12 protein-coding genes are annotated in these 14,947 nt (G+C 66.0%); 1 reads left to right on the top strand and 11 read right to left on the bottom strand.

Features of this window, described 5'->3' with window-relative positions; genetic code table 11:
- The 4 genes from ATO3_RS13975 to ATO3_RS13960 are packed head-to-tail and all read right to left on the bottom strand — an operon-like array spanning window position 1 to window position 5,119.
- Window positions 1-1,677: a dipeptide ABC transporter ATP-binding protein gene (locus tag ATO3_RS13975; RefSeq protein ID WP_088650494.1), complete on the bottom strand. Its 1,677-nt coding sequence runs from the start codon at window positions 1,675-1,677 to the stop codon at window positions 1-3.
- A complete protein-coding gene (locus tag ATO3_RS13970) occupies window positions 1,674-2,576 on the bottom strand; it encodes an ABC transporter permease (protein WP_088650493.1) in 903 nt (300 codons plus the stop codon). Before ATO3_RS13970 ends, ATO3_RS13975 begins: the two co-directional genes overlap by 4 nt.
- Before the next feature lies 1 nt (window position 2,577).
- Window positions 2,578-3,549, bottom strand: a complete 972-nt coding sequence (locus ATO3_RS13965) for an ABC transporter permease (protein ID WP_088650492.1) — start codon at window positions 3,547-3,549, stop codon at window positions 2,578-2,580.
- 4 nt (window positions 3,550-3,553) lie between these two features.
- Window positions 3,554-5,119: an ABC transporter substrate-binding protein gene (locus ATO3_RS13960; RefSeq protein WP_088650491.1), complete on the bottom strand. Its 1,566-nt coding sequence runs from the start codon at window positions 5,117-5,119 to the stop codon at window positions 3,554-3,556.
- Between the two features lie 221 nt (window positions 5,120-5,340).
- Between ATO3_RS13960 and ATO3_RS13955 the strand changes: the two genes are divergently transcribed.
- Entirely contained in the window at window positions 5,341-6,267 is a 927-nt protein-coding gene (locus tag ATO3_RS13955) for a LysR family transcriptional regulator (RefSeq protein ID WP_088650490.1), read from the top strand.
- 277 nt (window positions 6,268-6,544) lie between these two features.
- Here ATO3_RS13955 and ATO3_RS29200 read toward each other — a convergent pair whose 3' ends face one another.
- The 7 genes from ATO3_RS29200 to ATO3_RS13920 all read right to left on the bottom strand — a co-directional run bounded on the left by ATO3_RS29200 (window position 6,545) and on the right by ATO3_RS13920 (window position 14,944).
- Window positions 6,545-6,898: a transposase gene (locus ATO3_RS29200; protein WP_143747271.1), complete on the bottom strand. Its 354-nt coding sequence runs from the start codon at window positions 6,896-6,898 to the stop codon at window positions 6,545-6,547.
- A 241-nt stretch (window positions 6,899-7,139) separates the two neighbouring features.
- Window positions 7,140-8,612: an NAD-dependent succinate-semialdehyde dehydrogenase gene (locus ATO3_RS13945; protein ID WP_088650489.1), complete on the bottom strand. Its 1,473-nt coding sequence runs from the start codon at window positions 8,610-8,612 to the stop codon at window positions 7,140-7,142.
- A 3-nt stretch (window positions 8,613-8,615) separates the two neighbouring features.
- Complete coding sequence (locus ATO3_RS13940) at window positions 8,616-9,659, bottom strand: tartrate dehydrogenase (RefSeq protein ID WP_088650488.1); 1,044 nt, start codon at window positions 9,657-9,659, stop codon at window positions 8,616-8,618.
- Between the two features lie 15 nt (window positions 9,660-9,674).
- Entirely contained in the window at window positions 9,675-11,126 is a 1,452-nt protein-coding gene (locus tag ATO3_RS13935) for an aldehyde dehydrogenase family protein (protein WP_088650487.1), read from the bottom strand.
- Between the two features lie 118 nt (window positions 11,127-11,244).
- The gene (locus ATO3_RS13930) at window positions 11,245-12,615 is read right to left on the bottom strand and encodes an NAD(P)/FAD-dependent oxidoreductase (RefSeq protein WP_088650486.1); all 1,371 of its coding nucleotides are present in this window, start codon (window positions 12,613-12,615) and stop codon (window positions 11,245-11,247) included.
- Window positions 12,612-12,959, bottom strand: a complete 348-nt coding sequence (locus ATO3_RS13925) for a (2Fe-2S)-binding protein (protein WP_088650485.1) — start codon at window positions 12,957-12,959, stop codon at window positions 12,612-12,614. The genes ATO3_RS13930 and ATO3_RS13925 overlap by 4 nt, the downstream gene beginning before the upstream one ends.
- Window positions 12,956-14,944, bottom strand: coding sequence for a hydantoinase B/oxoprolinase family protein (locus ATO3_RS13920; RefSeq protein ID WP_088650484.1), 1,989 nt, complete (start codon window positions 14,942-14,944; stop codon window positions 12,956-12,958). The genes ATO3_RS13925 and ATO3_RS13920 overlap by 4 nt, the downstream gene beginning before the upstream one ends.
- Window positions 14,945-14,947 lie beyond the last annotated feature (3 nt).

The following is a 14,947-nucleotide window of genomic DNA, read 5'->3' as shown; positions in this document are numbered from 1 at the left end:
TCATGCTCCTGCAAGTTGTGGCGCCGGGGCAAGGCCATCCAGCGTCGGGATAAGGGAAAGCAGGTCGCGCGTGTAGGGATCGCGCGGCCGCGTAAAGAGGGTCTCGGCCTCTTCCAGCTCGACGATGCGGCCGGATTTCATCACCGCAACCCGGTCGCACATCTGGCGCACGACACTCAGGTCGTGGCTGATGAAAAGCATGGTCAGCCCGGTCCGGTCGCGCAGATCTTTGAGCAGGTTCAGGACACGGGCCTGCACGCTTACATCGAGCGCGCTTGTCGGCTCGTCACAGATGAGCAAGTCGGGCTGCCCGGCGAGTGCGCGGGCAATGGACACCCGCTGGCGCTGCCCGCCGGAAAAGGCATGGGGGAACCGACCGGCCGCCTCTTGCGGGAGGCCGACGGCCTCGAACAGGGTTTCGGGTGTCAGGCCATCGCCGGCGCCGAAGAAATCCAGTGGCTCACGAATAGCAGCTCCGGTCCGCAGGCGCGGATTGAGCGAGGAATAGGGATCCTGAAAGATCATCTGGATTGCCTGGCGCACCGACTGGCCGCGACGCATCTTGAGGGGTTGCCCGCAAAAGCGCATCTGACCCTCGTCAATGGGCAGAAGCCCCGCGATGGCGCTGGCGAGAGACGACTTGCCGCTACCGGATTCCCCGACGATTCCGAATATCTCGCCCCGTTTCACGGTAAAGCTGGCGCCTGTAACCGCCTTGAACCCTGGTGCACCGAAAAAGCCACCGCCATAGGTGATCCCGACATTGTCGAGCGACAGCAGGTCTGTTCCTTCGTCCGTTGCCCCGCGCACCCTGCCGGCCAGCCGCGCCTGCGCGGCGGTTTCGGCTGTGTTCTGGGTCTCGGTCACCGGGAAACGGTGCAGTTTACGGTCGAGCCGGGGCACGGCCCCGATCAGCGCGCGGGCATAATCGGCCCTGGGCTCGCCCAGCACCTGTCGCGAAGCTCCGTGCTCCACGATGCGCCCGTGGCGCATGATCGTCACCTTGTCCGAAATCTGCGCGACCACGCCCATGTTATGAGTGATCAGCAGCACGCCCAGTTTGCGCCGGCTGGCGAGATCACGCAGCAGATCGAGTATGGTCGCCTGCACGCTGACGTCCAGCGCCGTCGTCGGCTCATCCGCCACCAGAAGACCCGGATCGCAAGACAGCGCCGAGGCGATCACCACCCGCTGCCTTTGCCCACCCGACAGCTGGTGCGGGTATTGGTCGAACCGGGTCTCGGGGTCCGGGATCTCGACCGCGCGCATCAGTTCAAGGGCCTTGGCGCGCGCTTCGGATCTGCCAATCTTGAGGTGATGGCGCATACCCTCGCACAATTGCCGGCCGATGGTGAAGAGAGGGTTCAGCGCGGTCATGGGGTCCTGGAAAATCGCACCGATATCCCGGCCCGGGCGCAGCCCCTCGACCTGGCCCGTCGCGATATCAAGCGACCGGCTCGCCACGCGGATCGACCCCGCCGTGATACGTCCCGGCGGATCCAGCAGGCCCATGATGCAATTGCCCACCGTCGATTTCCCGGCACCGGATTCACCCACCAGCGCATGAATCTCCCCTGCCCCGATGACCAGCGACAGATCGTCCACGGCAGCAAATGTGCCGTCCTCTCCGCGCGGGTATTCGACGCGCAAGCCGTCGATCTCGAGTGCGGCGGTCATGACTTGCCCTCAAGCTTTGGATTGAACCGGTCGCGCAGCCAGTCTCCGGTAATGTTCACGGCCAGCACCAGCGCCACCAGCGTGACGGCCGGGAAGAGCGTGATCCACCAGATACCGGAAAAGGCGAATTCATTGCCGATGCGGATCAGGGTCCCCAGCGACGGGTAATCCGGTGGCATGCCCACCCCCAGGAAGGACAGCGTTGCTTCGGTCAGCACGGCCGCGGCGAGGTTGATGGTCGAGATGACCAGGATCGGCCCCACGATATTGGGCAGGATGTGGCGGAACAGGATCCTCCACCGGGGCAACCCCATGATGCGCACCGCGCGGACATAATCGCGCGACGCCTCTACCATGGTCGAGGCGCGCGTCGTGCGGGCGTATTGCACCCATTCGTTGATGCCGATCGCTGCGATCAGGATGATCGGCGCCCAGAAGACGCTGTCGGCATCCGGGATCAGCGCGCGCGCGATGCCCGCGACCAGCAGCGCCAGCAGGATCGCCGGCAGGGACAGAAAGACATCCGCGACGCGCATGGCGACGGTCTCGGCCCATCCGCCGAAGTACCCGGCAACCAGCCCAAGCGAGACACCGACCGTCGCGGCCAGAAGAACCGCGCCGGCCCCGATCATCACGGAGATCCGGGTCCCGTAAAGGATCGCCGACAGAAGGTCCCGCCCCTGGTTGTCGGTGCCCAGCAGATAGCGTGGATCGCCGCCCTCGACCCACATCGGCGGCAGTTCGCTGTCCATCAGGTTGAAGCTCATGGTCGACGTCGGATCCTGCGGAGCGATCCATGGCGCGAAGATCGCGGCAAGGATAATCAGCAGGCCCACGGCAGCGGCGACCATCACGTAGGGCGGCATCACCCGTGTCAGGCGTTTCATCGTGCTGGCCATGTCAGACGCCCCGCGTCCTGAGCCGCGGATCGACAAGAGCATAGGTCAGATCGACCAGCGTGTTGATGACCACGAAAACGCCGGCGACCAGCAGCAGGTAGGCCGTCATCACGGGTATATCGACGAAGATCACCGCCTGCATGAACAGCAACCCCAGCCCGGGCCATTGAAAGATCGTCTCGGTCACGATGGCGAAGGCGATCAGCGACCCGACCTGAAGTCCGGTCACGGTGATCACCGGCATCATCGCGTTCTTCAGCGCGAGCCGGAAGTGGATGTACCACGACGGCAGGCCGCGTGCCCGGGCAAACCGGACATAATCGGTGGACAGGATGTCGATCATTTCGGAACGGATCAGCCGCATGATGAGGGTCATGGAATAGAGCGCCAGCGTCAGCGACGGCAGCACCAGGGCCGCCCGGCCGGACGGCGTCAGAAAGCCTGTTGTCCACCAGCCCAGGTCAACCGTCTGCCCCCGCCCGAAGGATGGCAACCAGCGCAAGGTCACCGAAAAGACCAGGATCAGCAGCGTGCCGGTGACGAAGGTCGGCACGGATATCCCCACCAGCGACCCCGACTGCACTAGCCGGCTGAGGACGCCGTTGGGTCTGAGCGCGCAAAGCACACCTGCCGGAATGCCCACCAGCAGCGACAGGATCGTCGCGACAAGGACCAGTTCAAGCGTCGCGGGCGCTCGCTCGGCGATCAACTCGGCCACGTCGCGCTGATTGCGGAAGCTGATGCCCAGGTCTCCGGACGCGATACGGCCGAGGAACCGGCCGTATTGCACAAGGATCGGATCGTTGAGCCCCAGGCTGTCACGGAGCGCCTCGCGTTCCGTGACGGATGCATCCTCTCGCGACATAAGCTGCACCGGGTCGCCCACGAAGCGGAACATTGTAAAGGACAGCGCGGTGACGGCCAGCATGACAAGCATGGCTTGCGCCAGTCGGGAGAGGAGCATTCGGACCATCAGTTTACTCGGTGGTCGCGAACCACAGGCGGATGTATTCGTCCGGGAACTGCGGCACGGTCACGCCGTCACGCAATGCCATGGCCACCGGCTGCTGGTGCAGCGGGATGTAGTAGGCTTCGTCGTGGACGATCTGCAGCGCCTCGGACATCAGGGCGCGGCGCTTGTCCTCGTCGAGTTCGACAGCCACCTGCGCCGCGATCTCGTCGATGCGCGGATCGGACAGACCGTTGTAGTTGTTGCCGCCCATGCTGCCGTCCTGGGTGGCCAGCAGTGCACGGATGACGCTCCAGCCATCCATTGCCGGCAGGGTCGCCCAGCCCAGCATGTAGATGTCGGTTTCCCCATTGGATGCCTTGGGGAAATAGGTCGCGCGGCTTTCGGTGTTCAGCGCGACCGACAGGCCCATCTGCTCCCACATTGCCTTGACGGCGACACAGATCGCCTCGTCGTTGATGTAGCGGTCATTCGGGCAATCGAGCTTGACCGAAAAGCCATCGGGATAACCCGCATCGGCAAGCATCTGTTTCGCCAGCTCCGGGTCGAATTCCAGCGGGACATCCGAGTCTTCGGAGTAGCCCGGAACCGGCGGCGCGACCATGCTGCCCACGGTGCGGGAATTGCCCCGCATCACCTTTTCGCGCAGGCCATCGTGATTGATGCCATGCCAAAGTGCCTTGCGGACATTCACATCCAGCAGAGGGTTGGGCTCGCCCGGCATGCCGAGCAGCTCGTCGCGATAGTTGAGGCCGAGGAAGATCAGCCGCAGCGCCGGTTCCTGCTCCACGCTGAAGCCCGGTGCGGCTTCCAGCCGGTTGATATCCTGCAGCGGCACGGGCGCGATCATATCCAGCTCGCCCGACATCAACGCGGCGACGCGGGTGGCGTCCGAGGTGATCGGGCGGAACTCGATGCCCGTCAGGTTATGCTCGGGCTCGTCCCACCAGCTGTCGTTCACCGACATCACGGTGCCCACGTCCGGCGCATAGCTGTCCAGCACGAACGGCCCGGTGCCGTTGGCATGGGTCGAGGCATAAGACGTCTTGCCGGTGGCGATGTTGCCCGGCTCCAGCGCGTCGTGCTCGGTCATCCACTCGTTGTCCATGATGAAGACGCCCGAGAGGTCGTTCAGCAATAGCGGATAGGGGCCGTCCATGATGAAATCGACGGTGTAGTCGTCCACCTTTTCGACGCCGGTCACCTGCGACAGGTTCCCGCGCGACCGCGAATCCGGGTGCAGCATCCGTTCGACCGAGGCCACCACGTCATCGGCGGTGAACGGCGCGCCATCGTGGAACGTCACCCCCTCGCGCAGCGTGAAACGCCAACGGGTCGGATCGACGATTTCCCAGTCCGTGGCGAGAGCCGGCTCGATCTCGAGCGTCTTCGACCGGCGCACCAGGGGTTCGTAGATGTGATGCAGCACGCTGGACGTGAAACTTTCGGTATGCGCATAGGGATCCAGGGTGACGATGTCCCCCTGCGACGACCAGCGCAGCACCTCGGCCGACGCCGTGCTCGCCATCAGCCCGGCGACCGCGAAGGCTGTGAATGTGTTTCTCAAGCTCATCGGAAAGCTCCTTTTGATGGTGGCCTCGGGCATCCACGCAAACGGGTCGAGGCGCGTCAGTTGCTGTTGGGCCTCAGGGTACCATCCGCCACACGAGGATCGTGTTCGAGCAGGTCAGCACGCCCGATCCAAGCTCGCAATATCACTATTGATTAATAAACGGCCTCAGTTGATAAATCATACTTATAACGCCGCAGGATTTGGCAGGTTACGGAGCGCGCATGCTAACATTTCGACAACTCGAGTTTTTCCGGGAAGTCATGCGCAGCCGCACCACTCAGGCGGCTGCCGCGACCTTGAGGGTTTCGCAGCCGGCTGTCTCTAATGCCATACGCCAGATGGAAACCCAGATCGGCTTCGAGCTGTTCGAACGGGTCGGCAAACGCCTTGTCCCCACGCCGGATGCCGAAGAGATCTTTCGCGACAGCGAGGCGATTTTCGAGCTCTACAATGTCTTTGCGCAGCGGCTGGAAAGCCGGAAAACCAACACGATGGGCACGCTTCAGATCGTATGCACCCCACCTGTAGCCAATTCCCTCATACCGCCTGTGATCCGCGACTTCATCGCCGACCGGCCAGAGGTGCGCATCAACCTGGATTCGCGGCGGATCGACGGGCTGTTCGAGTCACTCGAAACGCGGCGCGCCGATATCGGCTTCGCTCTCAATCCCCCGCAGCGGCCCGGACTGAAAATCGAGGAACTGGCCAAGGCACAGATGGTCTGCGCCTTTCCGCCGGGCCATCCATTGTCCGAAAAGCTGGCCATCGCAGCGTCTGACCTGACCGACTATCCGCTGGTCCTGTTCGAACCCGCCAGCAAGCTGAACCTGATCCTTCAGGACAATTATCTGACCGAAAGCCTTCGTGCCAATGCCAGGGCCGAGGTGCGCTACACCTCGCTCGCTTGCCTGCTGGCCGAGGCCCGCGTCGGCCCGACGCTCGTGGACTCGCTGACCGCCGTCGCCGGCCGTCGCTATCAGCTTGACTATCGGCCCCTGTACCCGACCCAGCCCGTGTCCGTCTGCGCCGTGGTCCGCGACACCGAACCGCCGAAACGCGTCCTGACGGCGTTCCTGGACGCCGTTCGAAGTTCGGATGCTCTTGCCGGTATCGAAGAGTTCGGCAAGACCGAAGACGTGCTCCCGTGACATGTCCGCGGTCTGACGTCAGCCCGTGACCTGCCGCAGGGATGTCCTCCTCCGGTCATGAGTGCCCAGATCAACCTTGTACTGCTCCCCAAGTTTGGAGCGCTGCATTCTCCTCCTCCAGCGAGGCCATACAACGGCGTTTCCAGAAGCTGCTTGTCGATGATCTCCATGAACCGCAGGTTCTCGGCGCTTTCACCAACGGGCTGGTAGTAAAGCCGCGACCGTGACAGCTGCAACAGTTCGCACTGTTTACGCATGCTTAACTTATGATCTCGGCTCACCATTTTTTTGTCCCGTTGACCGGCAGTGCCTTGCCACCGGCAAGGTCACGAGAGGGACGCGTCCCGAGCAACTGATGCGAGGCTTCGGCCAAAAAATCCCGTTCCACCACCGACTGACCGATCTTCGAGTGCAGCTTGTCGACGTCAGCGGCGCTGACTGGCTCGGGCACTGAACCTTTGCGGGTAAAAGCCGTCGCCATATTTGCTGTCGCAGCGCGCTTCCACGTGCCGATCTGTGTTGGGTGAGCGCCATACTTCTTGGACAGCTCCGCCAGCGTCATCTCCTCCCGGATCGCTTCAAGCGCAACCTTGGCCTTGAACTCTGGCGAGTGGTTCTTTCGTTTCTTCATCTTGGATCACTTCTTTCGTCATGCGATCCATCTTGACGACTGGCCCAAATCTCCGCGACCACCTCTGTTCGCACCATCGAATCGTGGGATCAAACACCTGGTTTGGCAAAGACCTCTTCATTGCCTTCCACACGTTCAGTGAACATGCCTTCACGCATTGAAGTTGAAGACCAAGGAATATTTGTCCAGCGTGTTCGCCCGTGCGGCTTCGCGTAATTTTTCCTTCCCTGTCGCACGGCGGTCAGAGCCCGCCGAAGTGGAACGCCTTCGTCTCGAGGTATTCCTCGATGCCTTCCTGCGCGCCTTCGCGGCCCAGACCCGAAGCTTTCACACCGCCGAAGGGCGCCTCGGCGTGGCTGACAACGCCGGTGTTGAGGCCGACCAGCCCGGCTTCCAGCGCCTCTCCGAAGCGGAAGGCGCGGGCCATGTCCGTGGTATAAAAGTACGCCGCAAGGCCGAAGGGCGTGCCGTTGGCGATCGCCAGCGCCTCGTCCTCGGTCTCGAACTTGAAGATCGGGGCGACCGGTCCGAAGGTTTCCTCGCCGGCGAGGCGCATGTCCTGCGTTGCGCCGGTCAGCACCACCGGATCGGCGAACTGCGCGGGCAGGTCGCGGGTGGCCGTGGCACGGACGGCGCCCTTGGACAGCGCGTCTTCGACATGGGCGTTGATCTTGGTGATCGCGGCGGTGTTGATCATCGGGCCGATCATGGCGCCGTCTTCGGTGCCGGGGGCGACCTTCAGCGCATCGACCCTGGCGGCCAGCGCCGCGACGAAGCGGTCATGGATGCCCGACTGGACCAGGATCCGGTTGGCGCAGACGCAGGTCTGTCCGCCGTTGCGGAACTTGCTGGCCATGGCGCCCTCGACCGCGGCATCAAGATCGGCGTCGTCGAAGACGATGAAGGGCGCGTTGCCGCCCAGCTCCAGCGACATCTTCTTAAGCGTCGGCGCGCATTGTTCGGCCAGCAGCGCCCCCACCCGGGTCGAGCCGGTGAAGGACAGCTTGCGCACCACGGTGCTGGCGGTCAGCATCGCGCCGATGTCCTCGGGGCGGCCCGTCAGCACGTTCAGCACGCCCTTGGGGATGCCCGCCCGTTCGGCCAGCACGCACAACGCCAGCGCCGAGTAAGGGGTGAAGTCCGAAGGCTTGATCACCATGGTGCAGCCCGCCGCGAGGCCCGGCGCGACCTTGCGCGTGATCATCGCGATGGGGAAGTTCCAGGGCGTGATGATCGCGCAGACCCCGACGGGTTCCTTCATGGCGAGGATCTTCTTGCCGGGCACCGGGCTGGGGATGATGTGGCCGTTGATCCGGCGGGCTTCCTCGGCGAACCAGCGCACGAAGGAAGAGCCATAGGTGACCTCGCCCCGGGCTTCGCCCAGCGGCTTGCCCTGTTCGGCGGTCAGGATCAGGGCCAGGTCGTCCGCGTGGTCCAGCATCAGCTGGTACCAGGCCATCAGCAGATCGGCCCGTTCGGCGTGGGTCTTGGCCTTCCAGGCGATCATCGCCTGTTCGGCGGCGGCGATGGCCTGCGTGGTTTCCTCGGCGGTGCAGTCGGGCATGTGACCCAGCGTGCCGCCGGTGGCGGGGTTGGAAACCGCCATGTCGTCGCGGGCGATCCAGGCGCCGTCGATCAGCGCCGCTTCGCGGAACAGGTCGGGGTCGTTCAGGTTGTCACGGATATCCGAGGCGAATGCGGTGTGAAGGGTCATGTCTCAGGCCTCCAGGGCGGCGATGACGGCCGCGGTGATTTCTTGGGTGGTGTTCAGGCCGGGGCGGATGCCGATGCCCTTGCCGGTGGCCGTCTCGATGGCGCCCAGCACTGCGGCGGCGGCGTCTGCCTCGCCCAGATGCTCGAGCATCTGCGCCACGGACCAGATCGCGGCGATCGGGTTGGCAATGTTCTTGCCGGCAATGTCGGGCGCCGAGCCGTGCACCGGTTCGAACATCGAGGGCGCGGAGCGGTCGGGGTTGATATTGGCCGAGGCGGCAAAGCCGAGGCCCCCCTGGATCGCCGCGCCCAGGTCGGTGAGGATGTCACCGAACAGGTTCGAGGCGACGACGACGTCCAGATCCTGCGGCGCCATCACCATCTTGGCGGCCATGGCATCAATGTGCATGTGGCTGACGGTGACATCCGGGTATTCGGCGGCCAGTTCGCGCGTCACCTCGTCCCAGAACACCATCGAGTATTTCTGGGCGTTGGATTTCGTCACCGACGTCAGCAGGCCACGCCGGGCGCGCGCCTGCTCGAAGCCGAAGCGCAGGATGCGCTCGACCCCGGCGCGGGTGAAGACCGAGGTCTCGACCGCAACTTCGTTGTCCTTGCCCTGGTGCACGCGGCCACCGGCGCCGGAATATTCGCCTTCGGTGTTTTCGCGAATGCACAGGATGTCGAAGCCTTCCGTCTTCAGCGGCCCTTCGACGCCGGCCAGCAGCCGGTGCGGGCGGATGTTGGCGTATTGGTTGAAGGCCTTGCGGATCGGCAGCAGCAGCCCGTGCAGCGAGACGGAGTCCGGCACCGTTTCCGGCCAGCCGACAGCGCCGAGGTAGATGGCGTCGAAGCCGCGCAGCGTCTCGACGCCGTCGTCCGGCATCATGCTGCCATGTTCAAGGTAGTATTCGCAGGACCACGGAAACGTGGTCGTCTTGAAGGCGAAGCGGTCCTTGGCGGCGGCGCCCAGTACCTCGATCGCGGCATCGGTCACGTCAACGCCGATCCCGTCACCGGGGATGAGGGCAAGATTATAGGTCTTCATGGAAAATTCCCGGGTTCAGAGGTCGATCAGGACGGATTTGGTGCGGCGGTTGGCAAGGTAGGCCTCGCGGCCAAGATCCTTGCCCAGGCCCGAGGCCTTCCAGCCGCCGGTGGGCAGGATGTGATCGCGCGAGCGGCCGTAGCGGTTGACCCAGACGGTGCCCGCTTCCAGCCGCCGCGACAGGCGCAGCGCGCGGCTGACATCCTTGGTGAACAGGCCGGCGGCCAGGCCATAGGTCGGGTGGGCGGCCAGCGTCATGGCCTCATCCTCGCCGTTGAAGGTCTGGAAGGTGGCGACGGGGCCGAAGATCTCTTCGGTCACGGCGGGGTTGTCCTGCGTGACGCCGGCGATCAGCGTGGGCTGATAGTAGCTGCCCTCGCGTTCGAAGGCTCCGCCGCCGCAGAGGATCTCGGCCCCCTGCCCCACGGCCGCCTGCACGATGCTGTCGATGCGGCCCATCTGCCCGGCCGAGATGATCGGCGAGAAGCCGGCCTCGGGGGCCAGGGTGTCGGCGGGCAGGTGGCGGGCGAAACGCTCTTTCAGGCGGTCCGAGAGCGCCTCGGCGATGCTTTCCTCGACGAGGATGCGCGATCCGGCGACGCAGAACTGCCCGGCATTGGGCAGGATGCCCCGCTCGAGGCACTCGGCCGTCAGGTCCAGGTCGGCATCGCCAAAGACCACCATCGGGCTCTTGCCGCCCAGCTCGAGCGACATCGGCTTGATGCCGGTGCGGGCGATGTTTTCCATGATCGCGGCGCCGGCGCGGGTGGAGCCGGTGAAGGAGACCTTGTCGATCTGCGGGTGACCGGTGATCGCCGTGCCGGTGACCGGCCCGTCGCCAAGCACCACGTTGATCAGGCCGGCGGGAATGCCCGCGCGCACCGAAAGCTCGGCCAGGTAGAGCGTGGTGTAGGGGGTCATTTCGGAGGGTTTGATCACGACCGCGTTGCCCGCCGCCAGGGCCGGGCCCAGCTTCCAGCCGGCCATGTTGATCGGGAAGTTCCACGGCGTGATCGCACCGACGACACCGTAGGGTTCGTCCGCGATGAACCCGAAGGCGCTATCGGCGGTCGGCACCAGGTTGCCCGCTTCCTTGTCGGCGAATTCGGCGAAGAAGCGGATCTGTTCGGCGGTGACCAGGATGTCACCGACCTTGGCCTGCGCCAGCGGGCGCGAGGAGCAGACCGCCTCGAGGTAGGCCAGCGTTTCGGCTTCGGCTTCGATCAGGTCGGCCCAGGCGTGCAGCGCCTTCAGGCGTTCACGCGGTGCGATGCCGCCCCAGTTCGACGAGGCCCGTGCGGCACGCGCCGCCTGCACCGCCGCGTCCACCAGCGCCGCATCGGCGCGCGGGATTGCCCCGATGCGCTGGCCGGTCGAGGGGGATATCACCTCGATGGCGTCCGCGCCGGGTACGTAGCGGCCCGCGATGAAATGGCCGCAGGGGAGCGGAATATCGAAGCCGGACATGGGCCTCTCCTGTCTTGTCTTGTCTTGTCTTGCGCCAAACTGCGGGCAGGCGTCCGGCGGAAGGTGCCGAAAGCCGCGCCGCAGCAGAATTCTCTGCGGGATGCGTCAACGTGGCAGACTATTCTGCCTCGCCCTCCGCAGGTGTGTTCAGCCAGGCACCGATCGGTGCGGGCCGGGCCGGAGGCTGGGCGCGCAGTCGCCCCACGTCGCGCGGTGCCGATCCCGCCGCCGCGGCGATTATCTCGGCTCCGGCCAGCTGGCAATAGCGCCCCTGGCAGCGCCCCATGCCGACCCGCCCAAGCGACTTGGCGCGGTTCGCCTCGGGGCCCGACAGCGGCAGTGTGCCGCGCAGGTCCCCGGCCGAGATCCCCTCGCAGCGGCAGACCGTGGCGGTATCGGGCAGGTCGCGGACCATCTGCGCAGGCCAGGGGAAGGCCTGCATCATGCCCTGCGCAAAGCGGTGCATCCGGCCAAGGCGGCGCAGCGTGCGGGCCGGGTCTGGATGCGGCAGGCCGAGATCCTGAAGACAGGCGGTGGCCGCGGCGCGCCCGGCAAGCTCGGCTCCGTCGGCGCCGAGGATGCGCAGCCCGTCACCGGCAAGGTACAGCCCCTCGCCCGCGCGGCCCAGCGGATCGGCTCTGGGCAGCCATTGCGCGAAATCGGTGTCCCAGTCGAAAGCGGCCCCGGCAAGATCGGCGATCGTGCCGTCCGAGCGCAGGTGCCAGCCAAGGCCGACTGTATCGCAGTCGGTCCGCCGGTCCCGGCCCTTCGCATCGCGCCAGGCCATGGCCGTCGGGCCGGTTGCATCGCTTTCGATCCCGGTCAGCGTGACACCCGCATGGTAGCGCCGCCCAAGCGCCGCGCGCAGCCGCAGGCCGCGCAGTGTCACCCAGGGGCGCGCAAGCGCCATGCGCAGACCGCCCCGGACCTGTTGGCGCATCGGCGCGGTGTCGAGCACCGCCGCGACTTCCGCGCCCGATGCCACCAGTTGCGTGGCCAGCAACGTCAGCAGCGGGCCCGAGCCAGCCAGCACGATCCTGCGCCCCAGGGCAACGCCCTGCGCCTTCAGCGCGATCTGCGCGGCGCCAAGCGAATAGACTCCGCCCGCCTGCCAACCGGGCACCGGGGCAAGCCGGTCGGTGGCGCCGGTGGCGACAATCAGCCGGTCATAGGGAATTTCCTGGCGCGTCTCGCCCAGCACATGCGCCGTGCCACCGTGAAGCGCCATGACCGAACGCTGCGGCAGGTGCGTGACCTTGCCCTCGGCAACCAGCCTGTCGAAGGTGGCGTGCAGCGCGCGCGCCTTCGCGGCCTCGGAGCCGTACAGCTTTTCCGGCGTGCGTGTGAAGCCTTCGGGCGGGCGACGGTAGATCTGGCCACCCGCGCGGGCGGCCTCGTCCACGACGACGGGATTAAGCCCCGCCGCCGCGAGGGTTTCGGCCGCGCGGATGCCCGCGGGGCCTGCACCGATGATCAGGACACGGGTCATGCGCTGTCTCCGGAGCGATCCCGTTCGGCATCCGCAGGCGGGCCGGGCCATTGCGTGCCACCCGGTGCGCTGCGCAGGCGCATGCCTTCGCGCAGCGGGGTCGAACAGGCCCGCAGGCGCGCGCCGCCTTCCTGCCAGACCCAGCAATCCTGGCAGGCGCCCATCAGGCAGAAGCCCGCGCGCGCCTCGGGGCCGAATTCGGCATCGCGCAGGGCGCGGCGCGACAGCAGGATCGCGGTCAGCACCGTGTCACCCTCGAGCCCCGTCAGCGCCTCCCCGTCGAAGATGAATTCGACGGGGGCGCGGGCGGACTCGGCCAGTCGGACGAGCCGCCCCCCGGTCATTCCGCGGCCTCGGCGCGGGCTGCGGGACGCGGCAGTTCGGGGAAGCGCGCACAGGTTGCATCGAAGGCCGCGTTCACCGCGCCTGCGCCCGTGCCCTCGATCCGGCGGAAGATCTCGGTCTTCGTGAAGAAGCGCCAGTGGATCGGCAGCCCGGCAAGGATCTCGGTCAGCCGGTCATAGGCTTCGTCCGTCCAGCGCGCCTCGTAACCGTCACGTTCGGGGCCGTAGTGGAAGAACGCCTCGCCCGGGGCCGGCATCGCCGCCCGTGCCTTGGCGGAGGCATCCTCGTCGATCTCGCCGTCCTTCAGGATCACGCCGTAGTCGCGCTCGGCTGCCTCGGCCGAGACATAGCCCCGCGCCACGTCGCGCACGACACGCCAGGTTTCCCGATCGAGCGGGTTGCCGCGCCCGCCGCCGCCCGCAGAGCGGACCGAGAGCACATCGCCCGGCTGCAGGATGGCCGTGTCTTTCGACCCCATGCGGCGCTCGTCCGGCGTACCGGGGTTGACCACCATGTCGGCCAGGCCCGCAGCCTTGCCGCCGCCCGTGCCCCAGGGCCGGAAGAACGACCGGTCGCGGTTGCGCGCGGTGATCCGGCTGTCGGGTGTGAACACGCGGAAGGCCATTTCGGTGGCCAGGCCGCCGCGCCAGCGACCGGCGCCGCCGGTGTCCTGGGCCAGGCCGTAGCGGACGAATTCCACGGGCACCTCGGTTTCGGTGATCTCGATCGGGGTGTTCTTGAGGTAGGCCGCATCGGCGCCCGACCCGTTGGACCCGTCGCGATGGGGCATGCCGCCGCCGCCGCCAACCACGGGGTTCACCGCCGCGATCACCGTCTTTTGGCTGCGCTCGTCACGCGTCATGACGTTGATGATGCAGTTGTTGCCGGCGGGAGCTGCGGGCATCCGGTCGGGGATCGCTTGCGCGAAGGCCCCGAAGATCACCGAGCGCAGGCGCGCGCAGGTCAGCGAACGCATGCCGACCGCCGCCGGAGCGACCGGGTTCAGCACCGTGCCTTCGGGCGCGATGCAGGTGAACGGTTTGGTCAGCCCGGTGTTCAGCAGGATGCGCGGGTTCAGCGTGTAGAGCACGTAGTAGATGCCCACGAGCAGGATCGTGTGACGCGGATCACCGCCCGAGGGCACGTTCAGCGAAGACGCCAGCTGCGGATCGGAGCCGGTGAAATCAAGCAGCGCCTCGTCACCGCGGATGGTCAGCGTCAGCTTCAGACGGCAGGGGTTTGCCTCGTCGCTGTCCTCGTCGGCGTAGTCGGCGAAGATGTATTCGCCGTCCGGGATCTCGGACAGGATCGAGCGCGCCTGCGCTTCGGCCTGTTCCTTGAGCGCCGCGACGCCCGAGAGGAAGCCCTTGTGACCGAAGCGGTCGATCATCGCGTGGACCTTGCGCTCGCCGGTGCCAAGTGCGCCGACCAGCGCCTTGATGTCACCGTTGTTGAGCGCGGGCTTGCGCACGTTGGTCGCCATGATCTTCATGATCTGCTCATCGAAGACACCTTCGCGGACCAGCTTCATCGGCGGAAAGCGCAGGCCTTCCTGGTGGATTTCGGTCAGCGAGCGCGACAGCGAGGCCGGCACGGCGCCGCCCATGTCGGTGTTGTGGATGTGCCCGCCCGTCCAGGCGACGATCTCGCCTTCGGAGAAGACCGGCTTCCACAGGTGGGTGTCGGGGGCGTGGGTGGCCACGTGACCCGAATAGGGATCGTTGGTGAAGGCGACATCGCCGGGGCGGTACTCTTCCTCGACCATGTTGATCGCGCGGCCATAGGTCAGGCCGGGATACCAGGTTGCGCCCAGTTCCATGGGCACGGCGAAGGTATCGCCGATCTGGTCCATGATCATCACGGTGAAGTCCTGCGTCTCCTTGACGAAGGCCGAGTGTGCGGTGCGGTGCAGCGTGTGGGCCATGTTCTCGGCCGCGGCGCGGGCATGGTTGGCGAGCACCTGGAGGGTCATCTTGTCGAACATGGA

The sequence above is a fragment of the Marinibacterium profundimaris genome (assembly GCF_002210095.1).
In the GTDB taxonomy this organism is placed as follows: domain Bacteria; phylum Pseudomonadota; class Alphaproteobacteria; order Rhodobacterales; family Rhodobacteraceae; genus Marinibacterium; species Marinibacterium profundimaris.
The sequence above is the reverse complement of the archived record's forward strand: the minus strand, read 5'-3'. Positions and strand labels throughout refer to the sequence as shown.

Excerpts from the sequence above, each read along its gene's own strand:
- ATO3_RS13940 (WP_088650488.1), bottom strand. The coding sequence starts at position 9,659 with ATGAAGACCTATAATCTTGCCCTCATCCCCGGTGACGGGATCGGCGTT.
- ATO3_RS13935 (WP_088650487.1), bottom strand. The coding sequence starts at position 11,126 with ATGTCCGGCTTCGATATTCCGCTCCCCTGCGGCCATTTCATCGCGGGC.
- ATO3_RS13965 (WP_088650492.1), bottom strand. The coding sequence starts at position 3,549 with ATGGTCCGAATGCTCCTCTCCCGACTGGCGCAAGCCATGCTTGTCATG.
- ATO3_RS13930 (WP_088650486.1), bottom strand. The coding sequence starts at position 12,615 with ATGACCCGTGTCCTGATCATCGGTGCAGGCCCCGCGGGCATCCGCGCG.
- ATO3_RS13970 (WP_088650493.1), bottom strand. The coding sequence starts at position 2,576 with ATGGCCAGCACGATGAAACGCCTGACACGGGTGATGCCGCCCTACGTG.
- ATO3_RS13975 (WP_088650494.1), bottom strand. The coding sequence starts at position 1,677 with ATGACCGCCGCACTCGAGATCGACGGCTTGCGCGTCGAATACCCGCGC.
- ATO3_RS13920 (WP_088650484.1), bottom strand. The coding sequence starts at position 14,944 with ATGTTCGACAAGATGACCCTCCAGGTGCTCGCCAACCATGCCCGCGCC.
- ATO3_RS13925 (WP_088650485.1), bottom strand. The coding sequence starts at position 12,959 with ATGACCGGGGGGCGGCTCGTCCGACTGGCCGAGTCCGCCCGCGCCCCC.
- ATO3_RS13955 (WP_088650490.1), top strand. The coding sequence starts at position 5,341 with ATGCTAACATTTCGACAACTCGAGTTTTTCCGGGAAGTCATGCGCAGC.
- ATO3_RS13945 (WP_088650489.1), bottom strand. The coding sequence starts at position 8,612 with ATGACCCTTCACACCGCATTCGCCTCGGATATCCGTGACAACCTGAAC.
- ATO3_RS13960 (WP_088650491.1), bottom strand. The coding sequence starts at position 5,119 with ATGAGCTTGAGAAACACATTCACAGCCTTCGCGGTCGCCGGGCTGATG.
- ATO3_RS29200 (WP_143747271.1), bottom strand. The coding sequence starts at position 6,898 with ATGAAGAAACGAAAGAACCACTCGCCAGAGTTCAAGGCCAAGGTTGCG.